This is a genomic window from Variovorax sp. RO1 (genome assembly GCF_002849325.1).
Classification (GTDB): Bacteria; Pseudomonadota; Gammaproteobacteria; order Burkholderiales; family Burkholderiaceae_C; genus Variovorax.
The window spans coordinates 882,133-897,856 of sequence record NZ_PKMT01000001.1; the positions used below are offsets into that span (position 1 = coordinate 882,133).

A 15,724-nucleotide genomic window follows, 5' to 3' on the forward strand; every position below is an offset into this window, starting at 1 on the left:
GGGCGCGGCGCCCGTCAAACAAGAAGCGAAAGGCTCAGGCGGACGCGCCGCCGCCGATCACCTGCTGCAGCTCGCCCGACTCGTACATCTCCATCATGATGTCCGAGCCGCCCACGAATTCGCCCTTCACGTAGAGCTGGGGGATGGTGGGCCAGTTGCTGTATTCCTTGATGCCCTGGCGGATGCCGTCGTCTTCGAGCACGTTGACGGTCTTCAGCGCCTTGGTGTCGACACCCACGGCCTTGAGGATCTGGATGGCGCGGCCCGAGAAGCCGCACATCGGGAAGCTGGCGTTGCCCTTCATGAAGAGCACGAGTTCGTTGGATTTGACGAGGTCGTCGATGCGTTGTTGAGCGTCGGACATGGGGACTCCTGAAGAAAAGTGGGCTGGGGGGATTATTTCACCGTGCGCCAGATGCCGCCGGAGCAGCGCGCGATGCCGGCGAGGTCGTTGCGGCTTTGCACTTCGGCGAAGCCGCGCGCGGCCAGCAGCTGGCGCACCGCCTCGGCCTGGTCGTGGCCGTGCTCCAGCAGCAGCCAGCCGCCGTCGGCCAGGTGGGCGGGCGCGTCGCGCACGATCTGGCGGATGTCGTCGAGGCCGTCGGCGCCCGCCACTAGCGCGCGGGTCGGCTCATGGCGCAGTGCGGGCAGGTGCGGATCACCGGCGGCGATGTACGGCGGGTTGCTGGCGATGACCGCGTAGCCGTCGGCGGCGCCGTCGAGCCAGCTCGATTCGGTGAAGCGCACCGGCAGGCCCAGGCGCTGCGCGTTGGCCCGGGCCACCGCGAGCGCATCGGCGCTGGCGTCGACCGCGTCGACCTGTGCATCGGGGCGCGCATGCTGCAGCGCCAGCGCGATCGCGCCGCTGCCCGTGCCGAGGTCGAGCGCGCGCGGGGCCGGGCGGCCATCGAGGCAGGCGAGGGCCCACTCGACCAGCGTTTCGGTGTCGGGGCGCGGCACCAGCACACGGGCATCGACCTGCAGCTGCAGGCCATGGAATTCTTTCTCGCCCAGCAGGTAGGCGACCGGCTCGCCCGCCGTGCGGCGCGACAGCCGGGCCGCGAACGCGGGCCAGGCCTCGCCGGGAAACGGATCGGTGTCGTGCGCGAGCAGCCAGGCGCGGTCGTTCACGGGGCGGCCCAGCGCGTGCAGCAGCAGCAGCTGGGCGTCGAGGCGGTCGATGCCCAGGGCCACGGCCGCGGCCAGCGCCTGCGCCACGGTGGACGGTGCGGTGGCTTCGGTCATCACGCGGGCAGGCTCGATTCCAGCTCGGCCAGCTGTTCGGCCTCGCGCGCGGCGCGCAGTGCTTCGAGCACGTCGCCCAGGTCGCCTTCCATGATGGCCAGCAGCTTGTAGAGCGTGAGGTTGATCCGGTGGTCGGTGAGCCGGCCCTGCGGGAAGTTGTAGGTGCGGATGCGGTCCGAGCGGTCGCCGCTGCCGATCAGGCCTTTGCGCATCGCCGCGTCCTTGGCGGCGCGCTCGCTGCGGTCTTTTTCCTGGATGCGCGCCGACAGCACCTGCAGCGCCTTGGCCTTGTTGCGGTGCTGGCTGCGGTCGTCCTGGCACTCGGCCACGATGCCGGTCGGGATGTGCGTGATGCGCACGGCCGAGTCGGTCTTGTTGATGTGCTGGCCACCGGCGCCGCTGGCGCGGTAGGTGTCGATGCGCAGGTCGGCCGGGTTGATCTGCACCGCCACGGTTTCGTCGGGCTCGGCCAGCACGGCGACGGTGCAGGCGCTGGTGTGGATGCGGCCCTGCGTCTCGGTGGCCGGCACGCGCTGCACGCGGTGGCCGCCCGATTCGAAGCGCAGCTTGCCGAAGACTTCGTCACCGACGATGCGGATCACCACTTCCTTGTAGCCGCCGAGTTCGCTCGCGCTCTCGCTCACCACCTCGCAGCGCAGGCCCACGCGCTCGCAGTAGCGCGTGTACATGCGCAGCAGATCGCCCGCGAACAGCGCCGATTCGTCGCCGCCCGTGCCGGCGCGGATTTCCATGAAGGCGTTGCGCGCGTCGTCCGGGTCCTTGGGCAGCAGCAGGCGCTGCAGCTCGTCTTCGAGCTGCACCAGCTCGGCCTCGGCACCGGCGATTTCTTCCGTGGCCATCTCGGCCATGTCGGGGTCGTCGAGCATTTCTTTTGCGCCCGCGATGTCGGCTTCGCGCTGCTTGAAGCGCTCGTAACGGCCGGCGATCTGCGTGACCTCGGCGTGCTCGCGCGAGATGGTGCGGTACTGCGCCATGTCGCTCATGATGTCTTCGCGCGAGAGCAGGAAGTCGAGCTCGCCCAGGCGTTGGACGTAGCGTTCGAGTTGGTGGCGCAGAAAGGATTTCACGACGGAAGGGGCTCGAAAAATGGGGAGGAACGCCGCAATGCAGCGGCAGGGCGCATGAAGAGCGCGGCCCGCGCGGCGGGCGATCGGCGAGCGTCGTCGCTAACGCTCTTTGCGCAGGAACAGGCGCGAGAGCGTCTGCGCCGTCTGTTCGCGCGAGGCGGCATCGCCCGCGTGCAGCTCGGCCATGGCGCCGTGCATCATCTTCTGCGTGAGCCCGCGCGACATGGCTTCGAGCACGGCCTCGACCGATTCGCCCTTGGCGAGCAGCTTGCGTGCGCGGGCCATTTCGGTGGCGCGCCATTCGTCGGCCTGTGCGTTGAGCTGCTGGATCAGCGGCACGGTGCCGCGCTGGCCCAGCCAGTGCATGAAGCTCTGCACGCCGGCGTCGATGATGACTTCGGCCTGCGCCACGGCGGCCTGGCGGTTGGCCTGGCCCTGCTGCACGACCTGGGCGAGGTCGTCCACGGTGTACAGGTAGATGTCTTCGAGGGCCTTCACTTCGGGCTCGATGTCGCGCGGCACGGCCAGGTCGACCATGAACATCGGGCGGTGCTTGCGCGCCTTGAGCGCGCGCTCCACGGCGCCCAGGCCGATGATCGGCAGCGTGCTCGCGGTGCAGCTGATGACGATGTCGAACTCGGCCAGCCGCGCCGGCAGGTCGGCCAGCCGCATGGCTTCGCCGCCGAAGCGCGAGGCCAGCTTTTCGCCGCGCTCCAGCGTGCGGTTGGCGATGGCAATGGCCTTGGGTTCCTTGGCCGCGAAGTGCGTGGCCGCGAGGTCGATCATTTCGCCCGCGCCGACGAACAGCACGCGCGTGGTGCGCAGGTCTTCGAACAGCTGGCCGGCCAGGCGCACGGCGGCGGCGGCCATGCTGATCGAGTGGGCGCCGATCTCGGTGGCGGTGCGCACTTCTTTGGCGACCGCGAACGAGCGCTGGAACAGCTGGTTGAGCGTGCTGCCGAGCGCGCCGGCGGTTTCGGCCGCGCGCACGGCGTCTTTCATCTGGCCGAGGATCTGGGCCTCGCCGAGCACCATGGAGTCGAGTCCGCTGGCCACGCGGAAGGCATGGCGTGCGGCTTCGTCGTCGTGCAGGGTGTAGGCGTGCGAGCGCAGCAGGGCAGGGGCCACGCCGCCGCTCTGGGCCAGCCAGCCGAAGGTGTGGTCGAGCGCGATGTGCTCGGAGGCGCAATAGATCTCGGTGCGGTTGCAGGTCGAGATGATCGCGGCCTCGACCTGGGGGTGGCTGCTGCTGCCAAAAGAACTGCGCAAACTGTGCAGCGTCGGGGCGATCTGATCGAGCGCGAACGCGAAACGACCGCGCAGATCGAGCGGCGCGGTCGTGTGGTTCAAGCCGAGAGCCCAGACTGACATTCCATGATTATAAAATCAGCAGCCGGGCGAGGCGTTCCGAGGGACAAATGGCTTTCCCTATGACAGCCATATGCGCCGCCACATGGCCTTCGCGCTCACTCACGGCCCCTCATGGACCTGCTGGACCTCTTCAATCACCTGCTTAATTTTGCGGCACCCGCGGCTTTCATCGCCTGGGTGCTCGTGGCCGTGGGGCGCTTTCTCGGCGGCCCGCGCACCGGCATTCCGCGCGGGTGGATGCAATGGGCGATCACCTTCGGGGCCGGCCTGCTGACCTCGCTGGCCGGCCTGATCGTCACGGGCCGCGACGGCTCGATGACCACTTACGCCGCACTGGCGGCGGTCTGCGGCACCGTGCAGTGGCTCGTGATGCGCGGCTGGGGCCGCTGAGCCGGCTTTAGTCGAGCCGGCGGGCCATGTAGACCGACAGCCCGGGGTAGGTCGCCAGCCGGGCTTGTTGTTCGTCGCCGGCTGGTGACGTGGTCGCGTAACCCTGGCGCTCCCAGAACCCGACCGACGCCTGCACCGACACCAGCGTCGAATGCCGCCAGCCCGCGCGCAGTGCGTGGGCCCAGGCGTGGCGCACGAGGCGCGGCCCCAGGCCCAGCCCCGACGCTTCGGGATGCACCGCCAGGTCATGCAGGTAGAGCGCGTCGGCGTCGGGCGCGACGTCGAAGTCGCCGTGCAGCGGCGTGAGCTTGCCGCACTGCGAGGGGTAGGCCGCCAGGTAGGCCCGCACGGCGCCGCCGTGCTCGGCCACCCAGCCGGTGTGCGGCGAGGCCGCCAGCCGCCGCGCGATGAGCACGCCGTCCTCCACGAACCCCGCGCCGTAGCAGGCGAGCTGGATCGCCAGCACCGCCTCGAGGTCGTCTGCGCGCATGTCGCGCACGAGAAGAGAAGGCGCGGCGTCCATCAGGCCAGCAGCAGCTTGTCGTCGTCCAGCTTTTCGCCGCGCGTCTGCTCGAACATGCGCAGCAGGTCGGGCACATCGAGGCCCGAACGCTGGTCGCCGGCCACGTCGAGGATCACCTGGCCTTCGTGCAGCATCACGGTGCGCGAACCGTAGTCCAGCGCCTGGCGCATGCTGTGCGTGACCATCATGGCGGTGAGCTGGCTGCCTTCGACGATCTTGGCGGTGAGCTCCAGCACGAAGGCGGCGGTCTTCGGGTCGAGGGCGGCCGTGTGCTCGTCGAGCAGCAGGATGCGCGAGGGCCGCAGCGACGCCATCAGCAGGCTCACGGCCTGGCGCTGGCCGCCCGAGAGCAGGCCGATGCGGTCGGCCAGCCGGTTTTCGAGGCCCAGCTTCAGGATCGACAGCTTCTCGCGGAACAGCTCGCGCAGGTTGCGATTGAGCGAAAAGCCGAAGCCCCTGCGCTCGCCGCGCTTCCACGCCAGCGCCATGTTTTCCTCGATGGTCAGCGCCTCGCAGGTGCCGGCCATCGGGTCCTGGAACACGCGGGCGACCATGCCCGAGCGCTGCCAGGCGTTCAGGCGGGTCACGTCCTTGCCGTCGATTTCGAGGCGGCCCTTGTCGACCATCAGATCGCCGCTGATCGCGTTCAGAAAAGTCGACTTGCCCGCGCCGTTCGAGCCGATCACGGTGACGAACTGGCCGGTCGGAATGTCCAGGCTCAGGCCGCGCAGCACGCGGTTTTCGATCGGCGTGCCCGGGTTGAACGTAATTTCGAGTTGTTGCGCGCGCAGCATCAGTTCTTCCCCTTGAAGAGTCCGCCCAGCTTGCGCTTGTAGGCGGGCACCAGCAGCGCGAACGCCACGAGCACGGCGGTGACCAGGTTCAGGTCTTGCGCCTGCAGGCCCATGAAGTCGGTGTTGAGCGCCATCGCGATGAAAAAGCGATACAGCAGCGCACCCAGCACGCAGGCCAGCGTGGTGATCACCATGCTGCGTGCGGGCAGCAGGGTCTCGCCGATGATCACGGCGGCCAGGCCGATCACGATCGTGCCCACGCCCATCGAGATGTCGGCCGTGCCCTGGCTCTGCGCGAACAGCGCACCGGCCAGCGCCACCAGCGCGTTGGAAAGCGCCAGGCCTGCCATCGTGTGGAAGTCGGTCGAGATGCCCTGCGCACGCGCCATGCGCGCATTGCCGCCGGTGGCGCGCATCGCCAGACCGGCTTCGGAGGCGAAGAACATGTCGACCACGATCTTCGCGGCGATCACGATGATCAGCAGCAACAGCGGCTTGGCCCACTGCTCGGGCATGCCGCCGAAGCTGACCATGCTGAACACCGTGGGTTCGGTGATGAGCGCCACGTTGGGCTTGCCCATCACGCGCAGGTTGATGGAGTACAGCGCGATCATCACCAGGATGCTCGCGAGCAGCTGCATGATCTTCAGCTTGACGTTGAGCCAGGCCGTGAGCCAGCCCGCGGCGGCACCGGCCACGCAGGCGACGGCCGTGGCGGCAGCGGGGTTCCAGCCCGCGACGATGAGCGTCGCGGCCACGGCGGCGCCCAGCGGAAAGCTGCCGTCCACCGTGAGGTCGGGAAAGTTGATGATGCGAAACGACATGAAGACGCCCAGCGCGACCAGTCCGAAAATCAGACCGATCTCGATGGCGCCCAGCGAAGCAATGAGGGACATGGGGGCTTCCGGGGAGCGCAGTCGGCGGGCCCCGGCGCCCGGCCTGCGCCGGGAGCGGAAGGCCCGCCGGGGGCGGCTTTTACTTGGTGCTGACGACCTTCGCCGACTTCAGCAGCGCGTCCGACAGGGTCACGCCCTGCAGCTTGGCCGCGCCGGGGTTCACCACCAGCTCGAAGTTGGTGCTGGTCTGCGAGGCGATGGTGCCGGGCTTCTCGCCCTTGAGGATGCGCACCACGATCTTGCCGGTCTGGCGGCCGATGTCGGTGTAGTTCAGGCCCAGTGCGGCCACGGCGCCGCGCTCCACGGTGGCGGTGTCGGCGGCCACCACGGGCAGCTTGGCCTGCTGGGCCACCTTCACGATGCCTTCGAAGGCCGAGACCACGTTGTTGTCGGTGGGCGTGTAGATCACGTCGGCCTTGCCGACCAGGCTCTGGGCGGCGGTGGGCACGTCGACCGTGCGCGCGGCGGCGGCTTCGACCACGGTCATGCCGGCGTCGGCGGCGGCCTTCTTGAGCGCGGTGACGATCGCCACCGAGTTGGCTTCGCCGGGGCTGTAGATCACGCCGATGCGCTTGGCGTTCGGCACGACCTTCTTGATCAGGTCGATGTGCTTTTCGAGCGGCGACAGGTCGGAGACGCCTGTCACGTTGGTGCCCGAGGGCTCCCAGTTCTTCACCAGCTTGGCGGCCACCGGGTCGGTGATGGCCGAGTACACGACGGGAATCGTCTTGGTGGCGGCCACGGTCGCCTGCGCCGACGGCGTGGCGATGGCGACGATCACGTCGGGCGCATCGCCCACGTACTTGCGGGCGATCTGGGCGGCGGTGCCCACGTTGCCCTGTGCGCTCTGGTAGCTGAACTTGAGGTTCTTGCCCACCTCGTAGCCGGCGGCCTTCAGCTCTTCCTTCACGCCGTCGCGCACAGCGTCCAGCGCCGGGTGCTCGACGATGGCGGTCACGGCGACCGACTTGTCGGCGGCCAGCGCCGGTGCGGCGGCGAGCACACCGAGGGCCAGGGCCACGGCGCTGAAGGGGGTGCGAAGCAAAGCGTTTTTCACGTAAGGGTCTCCGGGTGGGGAAAGGGGTGTGGGTGCGTTCGAAGCCGCCGGCAAAGCCTGGGGCGCGCCATTCAGCGGCCCGGATGGATGCAACGCCGTCCGGGCGCGTCGAAGTCTAGATCGTACTTTGCACAATTAAGGTGCATGAACCCCTCGGGCTTTCCCCGCTTTAAGAAACATAATTGCATCAATCATGCATATGGGGAGACGAAATTGCAGATCATCGAACTCGACCGCACCGACCGGCGGATTCTGGACCATCTCCAGGCGCACGGCCGCGCGTCCAACCTGGACCTGGCCGAGGTGGCCCAGCTGTCGCCCGCACAGTGCCTGCGGCGCCACCGTCGGCTCGAAGAACTGGGGCTGATCAGCGGCTACGCCGCGCGGCTCAACGCGCGCCACATCGGGCTGGGCGTGATCGCCTTCATCCACGTCACGATGGCGCGCGGCCACGTCGACGAGCTGCCCAAGTTCCAGGACCTGATCGCCGACATGCGGCAGATCCTGGAGTGCTATTCGGTGACCGGCGACTTCGACTACGTGCTCAAGGTGGTCGCGCGCGACCTGGAGGCGTTGTCGCAGTTCTTGATGCACACGCTGATGCACATGCCGGGCGTGTCGGCCGTGCGCTCCAGCGTGTGCCTGAACGAGATCAAGTGCACCGGGGCGCTGCCGCTCGAATAGGGCGGCGGGTGCTTCAGGTGCTGGTGGTGCCCGGCAGCGGAGACGCCGGCGTGGCCGGCGCCGGCGAAGGCTCGGCAGGCAGCACCGGCGCGGGCGCCGCCATCACGAGCGTCGTGGGCGTGGCCAGTGGCAGGTCGGCCTGCTTGAGCGCATCGAGGATCGTGAACAGCAGGTCGCTGCGCACGCCGCCCGCCAGCCGGGGGCTCGGCACGTAGGCGATGGCCTGGAAGATCAGCAGCCCGTTCTCGATGCCTTCGAGCGTGAGCGAGGGCGCCGGCGTTTCCAGCACGCCCTCGTGCGCGCGGCAGGCTTCGAGGATCAGGTCGCGCACGCGCTGCGCGTCGGTGGTCAACGGCATCGGCAGGCGGATCAGCACGCGGCCCTCGGCGTTGGCCAGCGTCATGTTGCGCACGGTCTTGGTGATGAACTCCGAGTTCGGCACGATCAGCGTCGAGCGGTCGCCCAGCTGGATTTCGGTGGCACGCACGTTGATGCGTCGCACGTCGCCCTCGGTGGTGCCCAGCACCACCCAGTCGCCCACCTTCACCGGCTGCTCGGCCAGCAAGATGAGCCCCGAGATGAAGTTCTGCACGATGGCCTGCAGGCCGAAGCCGATGCCCACCGACAGCGCGCTCGCCACCCATGCGATCCGTTCGATGCCGATGCCCAGCGCCGACAGCGAGAACGCCACCACCAGGATGCCGCCCACGTAGCCCAGCAGCGTGGTGATCGAGCTTTGCATGCCCGGCTCGAACTGCGTGCTCGGCAGGTAGCTGCGCGAGAGCCAGCGCTTGAACACCCGCAGCACGATGAAGCCGATCACCGCCACGGCCACGGCGCTGAGGATTGCGCCCGGCACCAGCTGGAACTCGCCCACCTTCACGCCGGTGCCGAGCTTGCCGCCGCGCTGGAACACCTCGCCCGGGCCGGTGCCCAGCGGCGCGGCCAGCGCCACCAGCATGTAGAAGAACAGCGCCACGCGGCTCAGGCCAGAGAGCACCGTGGCCGCCTGGTCGAGCGTCTGCGGCGCGAGGCCGAAGCTCTTCTGCAGCCGCTGGCCGGAGGCGCTGCGCGACGACACCACCGCCATGAACAGGTCGTCGGCGAACTTGAACAGCACGTAGAAGGCTGCCGCGACGATGCCGCTCCAGGTGAGCTGCGAGGCCAGGAAGCTCGCCAGCGCCACGTAGCCGAAAGCCACCAGCACCCAGATGGCGATGACCAGCACCACGATCAGCGCCACCAGCACCCCGACCCACATCGGCCGTTCGGGCAGGCCGGCGTCGGGCGCGTCGGCGCGCAGTGCCTTCAGGCGGTACACGACGGTGCCGATCAGCGCGGTGAGCAGCAGCGCGGTCGCCACGTGCGTGGTCACCACGGCGGCAAAGCTGGCGTCGATGAGCGCGTTGATCTCGGCGGGCGTCCACGCCAGCGCGGCCACCAGCGCCACCAGCCACGGCAGCGCCGACAGGCGCTGGGCCGTGAGGTCGGGAATGGCCGGCAGGCGCCACGACGGCCGCCCGGTGGCCAGCAGCCCGCGCCCCAGGCCGATGATGAACGCCATGAAGGTCAGCGTCTGCGCCGCCGATTGCAGTGCCTTGCGCGCCTGCGCGTCCCACATCGCGTGGGCCTTGAGCACTTCGACGACGCCGTGCGCGGCCACGGCGACCAGCAGCACGTGCGTGGCGACGATGGCGATCACCAGCAGCGAGCGGCGCAGCCGCCCGGCCGGCAGCACGCGCGTGGCCAGCCGCGTCAGTCCGCGTTCGGCGGCCCAGACGCCGAGCCATGCGAGCAGCAGCGCGCCGATGAAGGCGGCGATCACCGGCGTGCGGCTTTCGGGCTGCAGCGCCTGATCGAAGCCGTCGCCGAGCGCCGACCCGATCGCCTGCAGCCGGGCCAGGTCGTCGGGCCAGGCTTCGCGCAGGTCGTCCCAGAACTCGCCGCCGAGCGGCGAGGCGGCGCGGCTGGTGAGTTCGGCCTCGAACTGCTGGCGCCGCTGCGATACGACGTCGGTGCCGCGCTGGCGCACGTCGATCGCCAGCAGCTTGGCCAGGCGGATGTCCGCATCGAGCGCATTGCGCTCCTTGGTCAGCTGCGCGCGCTGGCGCGTGATGTTGGGGTCTTCGGTGGCGCCGGCCGCGGGCGGGTTGCCGAGTTCGCCGAGCCGTGCGTTCAGGTCGGCCAGTTCGCTGGCGCGGGCGGCGACGAACTTGTCGGCCTGCACGCCGATTTCGTTGATCTGCGCGAGCTGCTTGCGTGCGTCGTCTTCGGCGCCCGGAACGACGCTGGCATTGGCCTTGCCGGTGGGCGCGATGCGGGCGAACTGCGCGCGCAGTTCGGCGATGGTGGGGGGCGGGGCCGCGGCGGCGGCCACGGTGTTGGCGCTGTTGTTGGGGTTGCCGTTGCCGGCGTTCATGCTGGCGTCGGGCTGCGCGAAGGCGCTGCCGCACATCAGCAGGGCCCACACGGTCAACGCGGCCAGGAGGGCGGGGAGGCGCAGGCCCGCGAGGCGAGAGGTCCGATTCATGGCCGCATCATAGAAGCCGCCATGACGTAAGAACGGGTAAGAAATGCAGCCTCAGCCCGCGGGACTGAACAGGTCGACGCGGTCGGTGATGATGCCGTCGGTGCCCAGGTCGATGAGCCGCTGCGCGGCCCAATCGTCATTCACCGTGTAGCTCAGCGAGCGCAGGCCCGCGCCATGCACCTGCGCCACGGTGGTGGCGTCCCACAGTGCGTGGTTGCAGACGATGGCCTGGCAACCCAGGTTCAGCGCGGTGTCGAGCCAGCCGTTCCAGAGCGTGTCGAGCAGCAGGCCGCGCGGCAGTTCGGGCTGCACGGCCTGCGCGCCCTTCAGCGCGTCGATCTGGAACGAGGTGAGCAGCGGCGGCACGGCCGCGCCCTGCCAGAGGCGCGCGGCTTCGCGTGCCACCACTTCGCCGGTCTCGCGTTCGGTGCCGGGCGTGGGCTTGATCTCGATGTTCAGCAGCAGGTCGTTGGCGCGGCAGAAGCGGGCCAGGTTCTCCAGCGTGGGCAGCGGCTCGCCCGCGAACGCGCGCGAGTGCCAGCCGCCGGCGTCGAGCTGCGACAGCGCGCCCCACGCTTGCTGGCCGCCGATGCCGTGGCCGTTGGTGGTGCGATCGAGCGTGGCGTCGTGCATCAAAAAGACCACGCCGTCGGCGCTGAGCTTGGCATCGCACTCGAACATGCGGTAGCCGTGCGACGCGCCGAAGCGGAAGGCCGCGAGTGTGTTTTCAGGCGCCAGCTTGCCGGCGCCGCGGTGCGCGACCCAGCGGGGGTAGGGCCAGGGGCTGCGTTCGGCCATCGCTCAGTCTGCCCTCTTGCCCGATCCGGCGTCGAACCAGTGCAGCTTGTCTTCGCGCGCGGCGATCTTCACCGTGTCGCCAGGCACCGGCGGATGGTCGCCCTCGTCGGTGCGCATGATGATCTGCTCCTCGCCGATGCGGCCGTACACCAGGCGCTCGGCGCCCAGCAGTTCGACCTGCTCGACCTGCACGGTCCAGCCGCTTTCGTCGAGCTTCATGTGCTCGGGTCGGATGCCGAGGATCTGCCCCGGGCGCACGCCCGGTGCGTGCCGCAGCAGGTTCATCGGCGGCGAGCCGATGAAGCTCGCCACGAACGTGGTGGCCGGGCGCGAGTACACCTCTTCGGGCGTCGCGAACTGGTCCATCACGCCGCCGTTCATCACGATGATGCGCTGCGCCAGCGTCATGGCCTCGACCTGGTCGTGCGTGACGAACAGCGAGGTGATGCCGAGTTCGCGGTGCAGCTTCTGGATTTCGAGGCGGGTCTGGGCGCGCAGCTTGGCGTCGAGGTTCGACAGCGGTTCGTCGAACAGGAACACCCGCGGCTGGCGCACGATGGCGCGGCCCATGGCCACGCGCTGGCGCTGGCCGCCCGAGAGCTCGCGCGGCTTGCGCTCCAGCAGGTGGCCCAGCTCGAGGATCTTGGCCGCCTTGTCGACGCGCACCTTGATCTCGTCCTTCGGCACCTTGGCGATCTTCAGGCCGTAGGCCATGTTCGCGAACACGCTCATGTGCGGGTACAGCGCGTAGTTCTGGAACACCATGGCGATGTCGCGCTCGGAGGGTTCGAGCTGGTTCACCACCTTGCCGCCGATGGCGATCTCGCCGGCCGAGATTTCCTCGAGGCCCGCGACCATGCGCAGCAGCGTCGACTTGCCGCAGCCCGAGGGGCCGACGATGACGATGAATTCATGGTCGGCGATCTCGGCGCTCACGCCGTGGATGACCTGGTTGGCTTTCGGCCCGTGGCCGTAGCGCTTGATGACGTTGCGTAGGGAAAGAGCTGCCATTTTTTATTTCTCGGTATCTACAAGGCCCTTGACGAACCACTTTTGCATCAGGATCACCACCAGCGCGGGCGGCAGCATCGCCAGGATGGCGGTGGCCATCACGACGTTCCATTCGTTCTGTCCGTCGCCGCCGGCAATCATTCGCTTGATGCCGACCACCACGGGGTACATGTCTTCGCTCGTGGTCGCGAGCAGCGGCCACAGGTACTGGTTCCAGCCGTAGATGAACTGGATCACGAACAGCGCCGCGATCGAGGTCTTCGATAGCGGCAGCAGCACGTCGAAGAAGAAACGCATGGGGCTCGCGCCGTCCATGCGCGACGCTTCGGTGAGCTCGTCGGGCACCGTGAGGAAGAACTGGCGGAACAGGAAGGTCGCCGTGGCCGACGCGATCAGCGGCACCGTCAGGCCCGCGTAGGTGTTCAGCATGTTCAGGTCGGACAGCACCTTGTAGGTGGGCAGGATGCGCACCTCCACCGGCAGCATCAGCGTCACGAAGATGGCCCAGAAGCAGATCTTCTTGAACGGGAAGCGGAAGTACACGATGGCGAAGGCCGACAGCAGCGAGATGGTGATCTTGCCGATGGCGATGACCATGGCCGTCACGAAGCTCACCCACATCATGTGCGCCACCGGGGCGTTGGAGCCCGCGCTGTTCTCGCGCCCGAAGAGCGCGCCCTTGTAGCTGTCGACGATGTTCGAGCCGGGTGTGAGGGGCATCGGCGCCTGCACGATCTCCTGGGCCGTGTGCGTGGAAGCCACGAACGCCAGGTAGAGCGGGAAGGCGACGATGAACACGCCCAGGATCATGATGACGTGGGCCAGGATGCCCTGCGTGCCGCGTTTCTCAACCATGCTGCGCTCCGCCCAGTTTGATTTGTTCTTGTTGCTTCATCAGTACTGCACCTTCTTCTCGACGTAGCGGAACTGGATGACCGTCAGCGCCACCACGATCACCATCAGCACCACCGACTGCGCGGCCGAACCGCCGAGGTCGAGGCCCTTGAAACCGTCGTGGTAGACCTTGTAGACCAGGATGGTCGTGTCCTTGCCCGGGCCGCCCTGCGTGGCCGCATCGACGATCGCGAAGGTGTCGAAGAAGGCGTAGACCACGTTGATCACCAGCAGGAAGAAGGTGGTGGGCGACAGCAGCGGGAACTGCACGGTCCAGAAGCGGCGCCACGGGCGCGCACCGTCGATGGCCGCGGCCTCGATCAGCGACTTCGGAATCGACTGCAGCCCGGCCAGGAAGAACAGGAAGTTGTACGAGATCTGCTTCCACACGGAGGCCATCACGATCAGCGTCATGGCATGGCCCGAGTCGAGCAGGTGGTTCCAGTTGATGCCGATCTTGCCCAGCGCATAGGCCACCACGCCCAGCGAGGGCGAGAACATGAAGACCCACAGCACGGCCGCCACGGCGGGCGCCACGGCGTACGGCAGGATCAGCATGGTCTTGTAGAACATGCCGCCGCGGGTGATGCGGTCGGCGAACACGGCCAGCATCAGCGACAGGCTGATGCCGATGCCGGCCACCAGCACCGAGAACAGCGCGGTGGTCTTGAACGACTCGCCATAAGCCGGGTCGCTGAAGAGCTGGCGGAAGTTGTCGAACCCGACGAACTCCACCGATGTGCCGAACGCGTCCTGCTGCTGCAGCGACTGCAACAGCGCCTGGCCGGCCGGCCAGAAGAAAAACACGAGGATCACCGCCATCTGCGGTGTCAGCAGCAGCCAGGGCAACCAGCCCGAGCGAAAGAAAACGCGTTTTTCCATGAAGCCTCTACATAAAAAATCCCGCCCGGCGCGCCCTGAAATAAGGGCGTGCGGGGGCGGGCGATATTAGCCGGACACGGAGCCCGGAACTTCAATCGTTAGCTTTTGTTCGCTTTTTGGAAGCGTTCCAGCTGCTCGTTGCCGCGGGTCACGATGGCGTCGAGGGCTTCCTTGGCCGTCTTCTTGCCGCCCCAGACCTGCTCGAGCTCTTCGTCCTCGATGGCACGGATCTGCACGTAGTTGCCCAGGCGGATGCCTCGGCTCTTGTCGGTGACCTTGCGGATCATCTGCGTCACGGCCACGTCGGTGCCGGGGTTCTGCTTGTAGAAGCCCGATTCTTCGGTGAGCTTGTACGAGGCGGTGGTCACCGGCAGGTAGCCGGTGCGCTTGTGGCTGGCGGACTGGACTTCAGGCGTCGAGATGAAGCTGAAGAACTTGGCCACGCCCTTGTACTCGGCGGCCTTCTTGCCCGACATGACCCACAGGCTGGCGCCGCCGATCACGGTGTTCTGCGGTGCGCCCGGCACGTCCGGGTAGTAGGGCAGGGGTGCCAGGCCGTAGGCGAACTTGGCGTTCTTGGCCACGTTGCCGTAGAAGCCCGACGACGTGTTGATCATGGCGCACTCGCCCGACACGAACGACGCTTCAGGCACGTTGCCGCGGCCCTTGTAGATGAACAGGCCCTGCTTGGACATGCTGGCCAGGTTCTCGATGTGGCGCTGGTGCAGCGGCGAGTTCACCTTCAGGCGCGCGTCCAGGCCCTGCAGGCCGTTGGCCTTGCTCGCGAACTCCACGTTGTGCCAGGCCGAGAAGCTCTCGACCTGCGTCCAGTTCTGCCAGGCCGTGGTGAACGGGCACTTGTGACCGCTGGCCTTGAGCTTGGCGGCGGCAGCCACCACTTCGGGCCAGGTCGACGGTGCCTTGTCGGTGGGTAGGCCGGCGGCCTTGAAGGCGTCCTTGTTGATGTAGAAGATGGTGGTCGAGCTGTTGAACGGGAAGCTCAGCATCTGGCCGTTGGGGGCGGTGTAGTAACCGGCCACGGCGGGGATGTAGGCGGCCGGGTCGAACTTCTCGCCCGCGTCCTTCATGACCTGGCCGACCGGAATGACGGCGCCCTTGCTGGCCATCATGGTGGCGGTGCCCACTTCGAACACCTGCAGGATGTGCGGTGCGTTGCCCGAGCGGAAGGCCGCGATGGAGGCCGTCATGGATTCGTCGTACGTGCCCTTGAAGGTCGGGACGATCTTGTAGTCTTTCTGGCTCTCGTTGAACTGCTTGGCCAGGTCGTTGACCCACTCGTTGTTGACGGCGGTCATGGAATGCCACCACTGGATTTCGGTCTGGGCCTGGGCTGCATTGAACAGCGTGGCGGCCAGCGCCGATGCCAACGCGAGCGTCTTGAATCGCATGAAGTCTCCTCGGGGAAAAAATGGAAAGCGCGAATGCTAGGGCATGTGCGTGACACAGCCGCGTCACATTGGGGCACGGACCCGGGGGCTATTCCAATCGGGGAAACCCCTTTAGCGTCAAGCCCGGCGCGGGCTGCGGGGCTCTTGCTGCG

The 15,724-nt window shown here is 67.9% G+C and carries 16 protein-coding genes; 2 read left to right on the top strand and 14 right to left on the bottom strand.

Translation table 11 applies throughout. The features are described 5' to 3' along the window. Window positions 1-34 precede the first annotated feature (34 nt). From grxD to hemA, 4 genes are all read right to left on the bottom strand, one after another. The gene (gene grxD / locus CY658_RS04120) at window positions 35-364 is read right to left on the bottom strand and encodes a Grx4 family monothiol glutaredoxin (protein WP_056578246.1); all 330 of its coding nucleotides are present in this window, start codon (window positions 362-364) and stop codon (window positions 35-37) included. A 32-nt stretch (window positions 365-396) separates the two neighbouring features. After that, window positions 397-1,245, bottom strand: coding sequence for a peptide chain release factor N(5)-glutamine methyltransferase (gene prmC, locus CY658_RS04125; RefSeq protein WP_101488979.1), 849 nt, complete (start codon window positions 1,243-1,245; stop codon window positions 397-399). Next, window positions 1,245-2,333 (bottom strand): peptide chain release factor 1, encoded by a 1,089-nt coding sequence (prfA, locus tag CY658_RS04130; RefSeq protein WP_101488980.1) that lies wholly within the window; start codon window positions 2,331-2,333, stop codon window positions 1,245-1,247. Before prfA ends, prmC begins: the two co-directional genes overlap by 1 nt. A 99-nt stretch (window positions 2,334-2,432) precedes the next feature. After that, complete coding sequence (gene hemA / locus CY658_RS04135) at window positions 2,433-3,704, bottom strand: glutamyl-tRNA reductase (RefSeq protein ID WP_101488981.1); 1,272 nt, start codon at window positions 3,702-3,704, stop codon at window positions 2,433-2,435. A gap of 111 nt (window positions 3,705-3,815) precedes the next feature. Here hemA and CY658_RS04140 point away from each other — a divergent pair, with 111 nt between their 5' ends. Next, the gene (locus CY658_RS04140; protein WP_101488982.1) at window positions 3,816-4,094 is read left to right on the top strand and encodes a hypothetical protein; all 279 of its coding nucleotides are present in this window, start codon (window positions 3,816-3,818) and stop codon (window positions 4,092-4,094) included. 7 nt (window positions 4,095-4,101) lie between these two features. On the opposite strand, the gene CY658_RS04145 is transcribed toward CY658_RS04140, so the two are convergent. From CY658_RS04145 to CY658_RS04160, 4 genes are all read right to left on the bottom strand, one after another. Beyond that, entirely contained in the window at window positions 4,102-4,617 is a 516-nt protein-coding gene (locus CY658_RS04145) for a GNAT family N-acetyltransferase (RefSeq protein ID WP_101488983.1), read from the bottom strand. Further along, entirely contained in the window at window positions 4,617-5,411 is a 795-nt protein-coding gene (locus tag CY658_RS04150; RefSeq protein WP_099792327.1) for an ABC transporter ATP-binding protein, read from the bottom strand. The genes CY658_RS04145 and CY658_RS04150 overlap by 1 nt, the downstream gene beginning before the upstream one ends. After that, window positions 5,411-6,307 carry an ABC transporter permease gene (locus CY658_RS04155; protein ID WP_099792325.1) on the bottom strand — a complete coding sequence of 299 codons (897 nt, stop codon included), beginning with the start codon at window positions 6,305-6,307 and terminating at the stop codon, window positions 5,411-5,413. Before CY658_RS04155 ends, CY658_RS04150 begins: the two co-directional genes overlap by 1 nt. 79 nt (window positions 6,308-6,386) lie before the next feature. Next, window positions 6,387-7,364, bottom strand: a complete 978-nt coding sequence (locus CY658_RS04160; RefSeq protein ID WP_180288568.1) for an ABC transporter substrate-binding protein — start codon at window positions 7,362-7,364, stop codon at window positions 6,387-6,389. 213 nt (window positions 7,365-7,577) lie between these two features. On the opposite strand from CY658_RS04160, the gene CY658_RS04165 reads away from it, so the two are divergent. Continuing rightward, window positions 7,578-8,048, top strand: coding sequence for an Lrp/AsnC family transcriptional regulator (locus CY658_RS04165; RefSeq protein ID WP_056578260.1), 471 nt, complete (start codon window positions 7,578-7,580; stop codon window positions 8,046-8,048). A gap of 13 nt (window positions 8,049-8,061) precedes the next feature. Here CY658_RS04165 and CY658_RS04170 read toward each other — a convergent pair whose 3' ends face one another. From CY658_RS04170 to ugpB, 6 genes are all read right to left on the bottom strand, one after another. Then, complete coding sequence (locus CY658_RS04170; protein WP_101488984.1) at window positions 8,062-10,578, bottom strand: DUF3772 domain-containing protein; 2,517 nt, start codon at window positions 10,576-10,578, stop codon at window positions 8,062-8,064. Window positions 10,579-10,629: 51 nt separating this feature from the next. Further along, on the bottom strand, window positions 10,630-11,376 hold the full coding sequence (ugpQ, locus tag CY658_RS04175) for a glycerophosphodiester phosphodiesterase (protein WP_101488985.1): 747 nt from the start codon (window positions 11,374-11,376) through the stop codon (window positions 10,630-10,632). A gap of 3 nt (window positions 11,377-11,379) precedes the next feature. Then, a complete protein-coding gene (locus CY658_RS04180; RefSeq protein ID WP_101488986.1) occupies window positions 11,380-12,387 on the bottom strand; it encodes a sn-glycerol-3-phosphate import ATP-binding protein UgpC in 1,008 nt (335 codons plus the stop codon). A gap of 3 nt (window positions 12,388-12,390) precedes the next feature. Further along, entirely contained in the window at window positions 12,391-13,242 is an 852-nt protein-coding gene (gene ugpE / locus CY658_RS04185) for a sn-glycerol-3-phosphate ABC transporter permease UgpE (RefSeq protein WP_099792315.1), read from the bottom strand. Window positions 13,243-13,281: 39 nt separating this feature from the next. Beyond that, the gene (gene ugpA, locus CY658_RS04190; RefSeq protein ID WP_101488987.1) at window positions 13,282-14,163 is read right to left on the bottom strand and encodes a sn-glycerol-3-phosphate ABC transporter permease UgpA; all 882 of its coding nucleotides are present in this window, start codon (window positions 14,161-14,163) and stop codon (window positions 13,282-13,284) included. A gap of 98 nt (window positions 14,164-14,261) precedes the next feature. After that, complete coding sequence (gene ugpB, locus CY658_RS04195) at window positions 14,262-15,572, bottom strand: sn-glycerol-3-phosphate ABC transporter substrate-binding protein UgpB (protein WP_101488988.1); 1,311 nt, start codon at window positions 15,570-15,572, stop codon at window positions 14,262-14,264. Window positions 15,573-15,724: the final 152 nt, after the last annotated feature.

Coding starts and splice junctions, on each gene's coding strand:
- CY658_RS04140 (WP_101488982.1), top strand. CDS start 3,816: ATGGACCTGCTGGACCTCTTCAATCACCTGCTTAATTTTGCGGCACCC.
- prmC (WP_101488979.1), bottom strand. CDS start 1,245: ATGACCGAAGCCACCGCACCGTCCACCGTGGCGCAGGCGCTGGCCGCG.
- ugpQ (WP_101488985.1), bottom strand. CDS start 11,376: ATGGCCGAACGCAGCCCCTGGCCCTACCCCCGCTGGGTCGCGCACCGC.
- hemA (WP_101488981.1), bottom strand. CDS start 3,704: ATGTCAGTCTGGGCTCTCGGCTTGAACCACACGACCGCGCCGCTCGAT.
- CY658_RS04170 (WP_101488984.1), bottom strand. CDS start 10,578: ATGAATCGGACCTCTCGCCTCGCGGGCCTGCGCCTCCCCGCCCTCCTG.
- grxD (WP_056578246.1), bottom strand. CDS start 364: ATGTCCGACGCTCAACAACGCATCGACGACCTCGTCAAATCCAACGAA.
- ugpA (WP_101488987.1), bottom strand. CDS start 14,163: ATGGAAAAACGCGTTTTCTTTCGCTCGGGCTGGTTGCCCTGGCTGCTG.
- ugpE (WP_099792315.1), bottom strand. CDS start 13,242: ATGGTTGAGAAACGCGGCACGCAGGGCATCCTGGCCCACGTCATCATG.
- CY658_RS04180 (WP_101488986.1), bottom strand. CDS start 12,387: ATGGCAGCTCTTTCCCTACGCAACGTCATCAAGCGCTACGGCCACGGG.
- CY658_RS04155 (WP_099792325.1), bottom strand. CDS start 6,307: ATGTCCCTCATTGCTTCGCTGGGCGCCATCGAGATCGGTCTGATTTTC.
- CY658_RS04145 (WP_101488983.1), bottom strand. CDS start 4,617: ATGGACGCCGCGCCTTCTCTTCTCGTGCGCGACATGCGCGCAGACGAC.
- ugpB (WP_101488988.1), bottom strand. CDS start 15,572: ATGCGATTCAAGACGCTCGCGTTGGCATCGGCGCTGGCCGCCACGCTG.
- CY658_RS04150 (WP_099792327.1), bottom strand. CDS start 5,411: ATGCTGCGCGCGCAACAACTCGAAATTACGTTCAACCCGGGCACGCCG.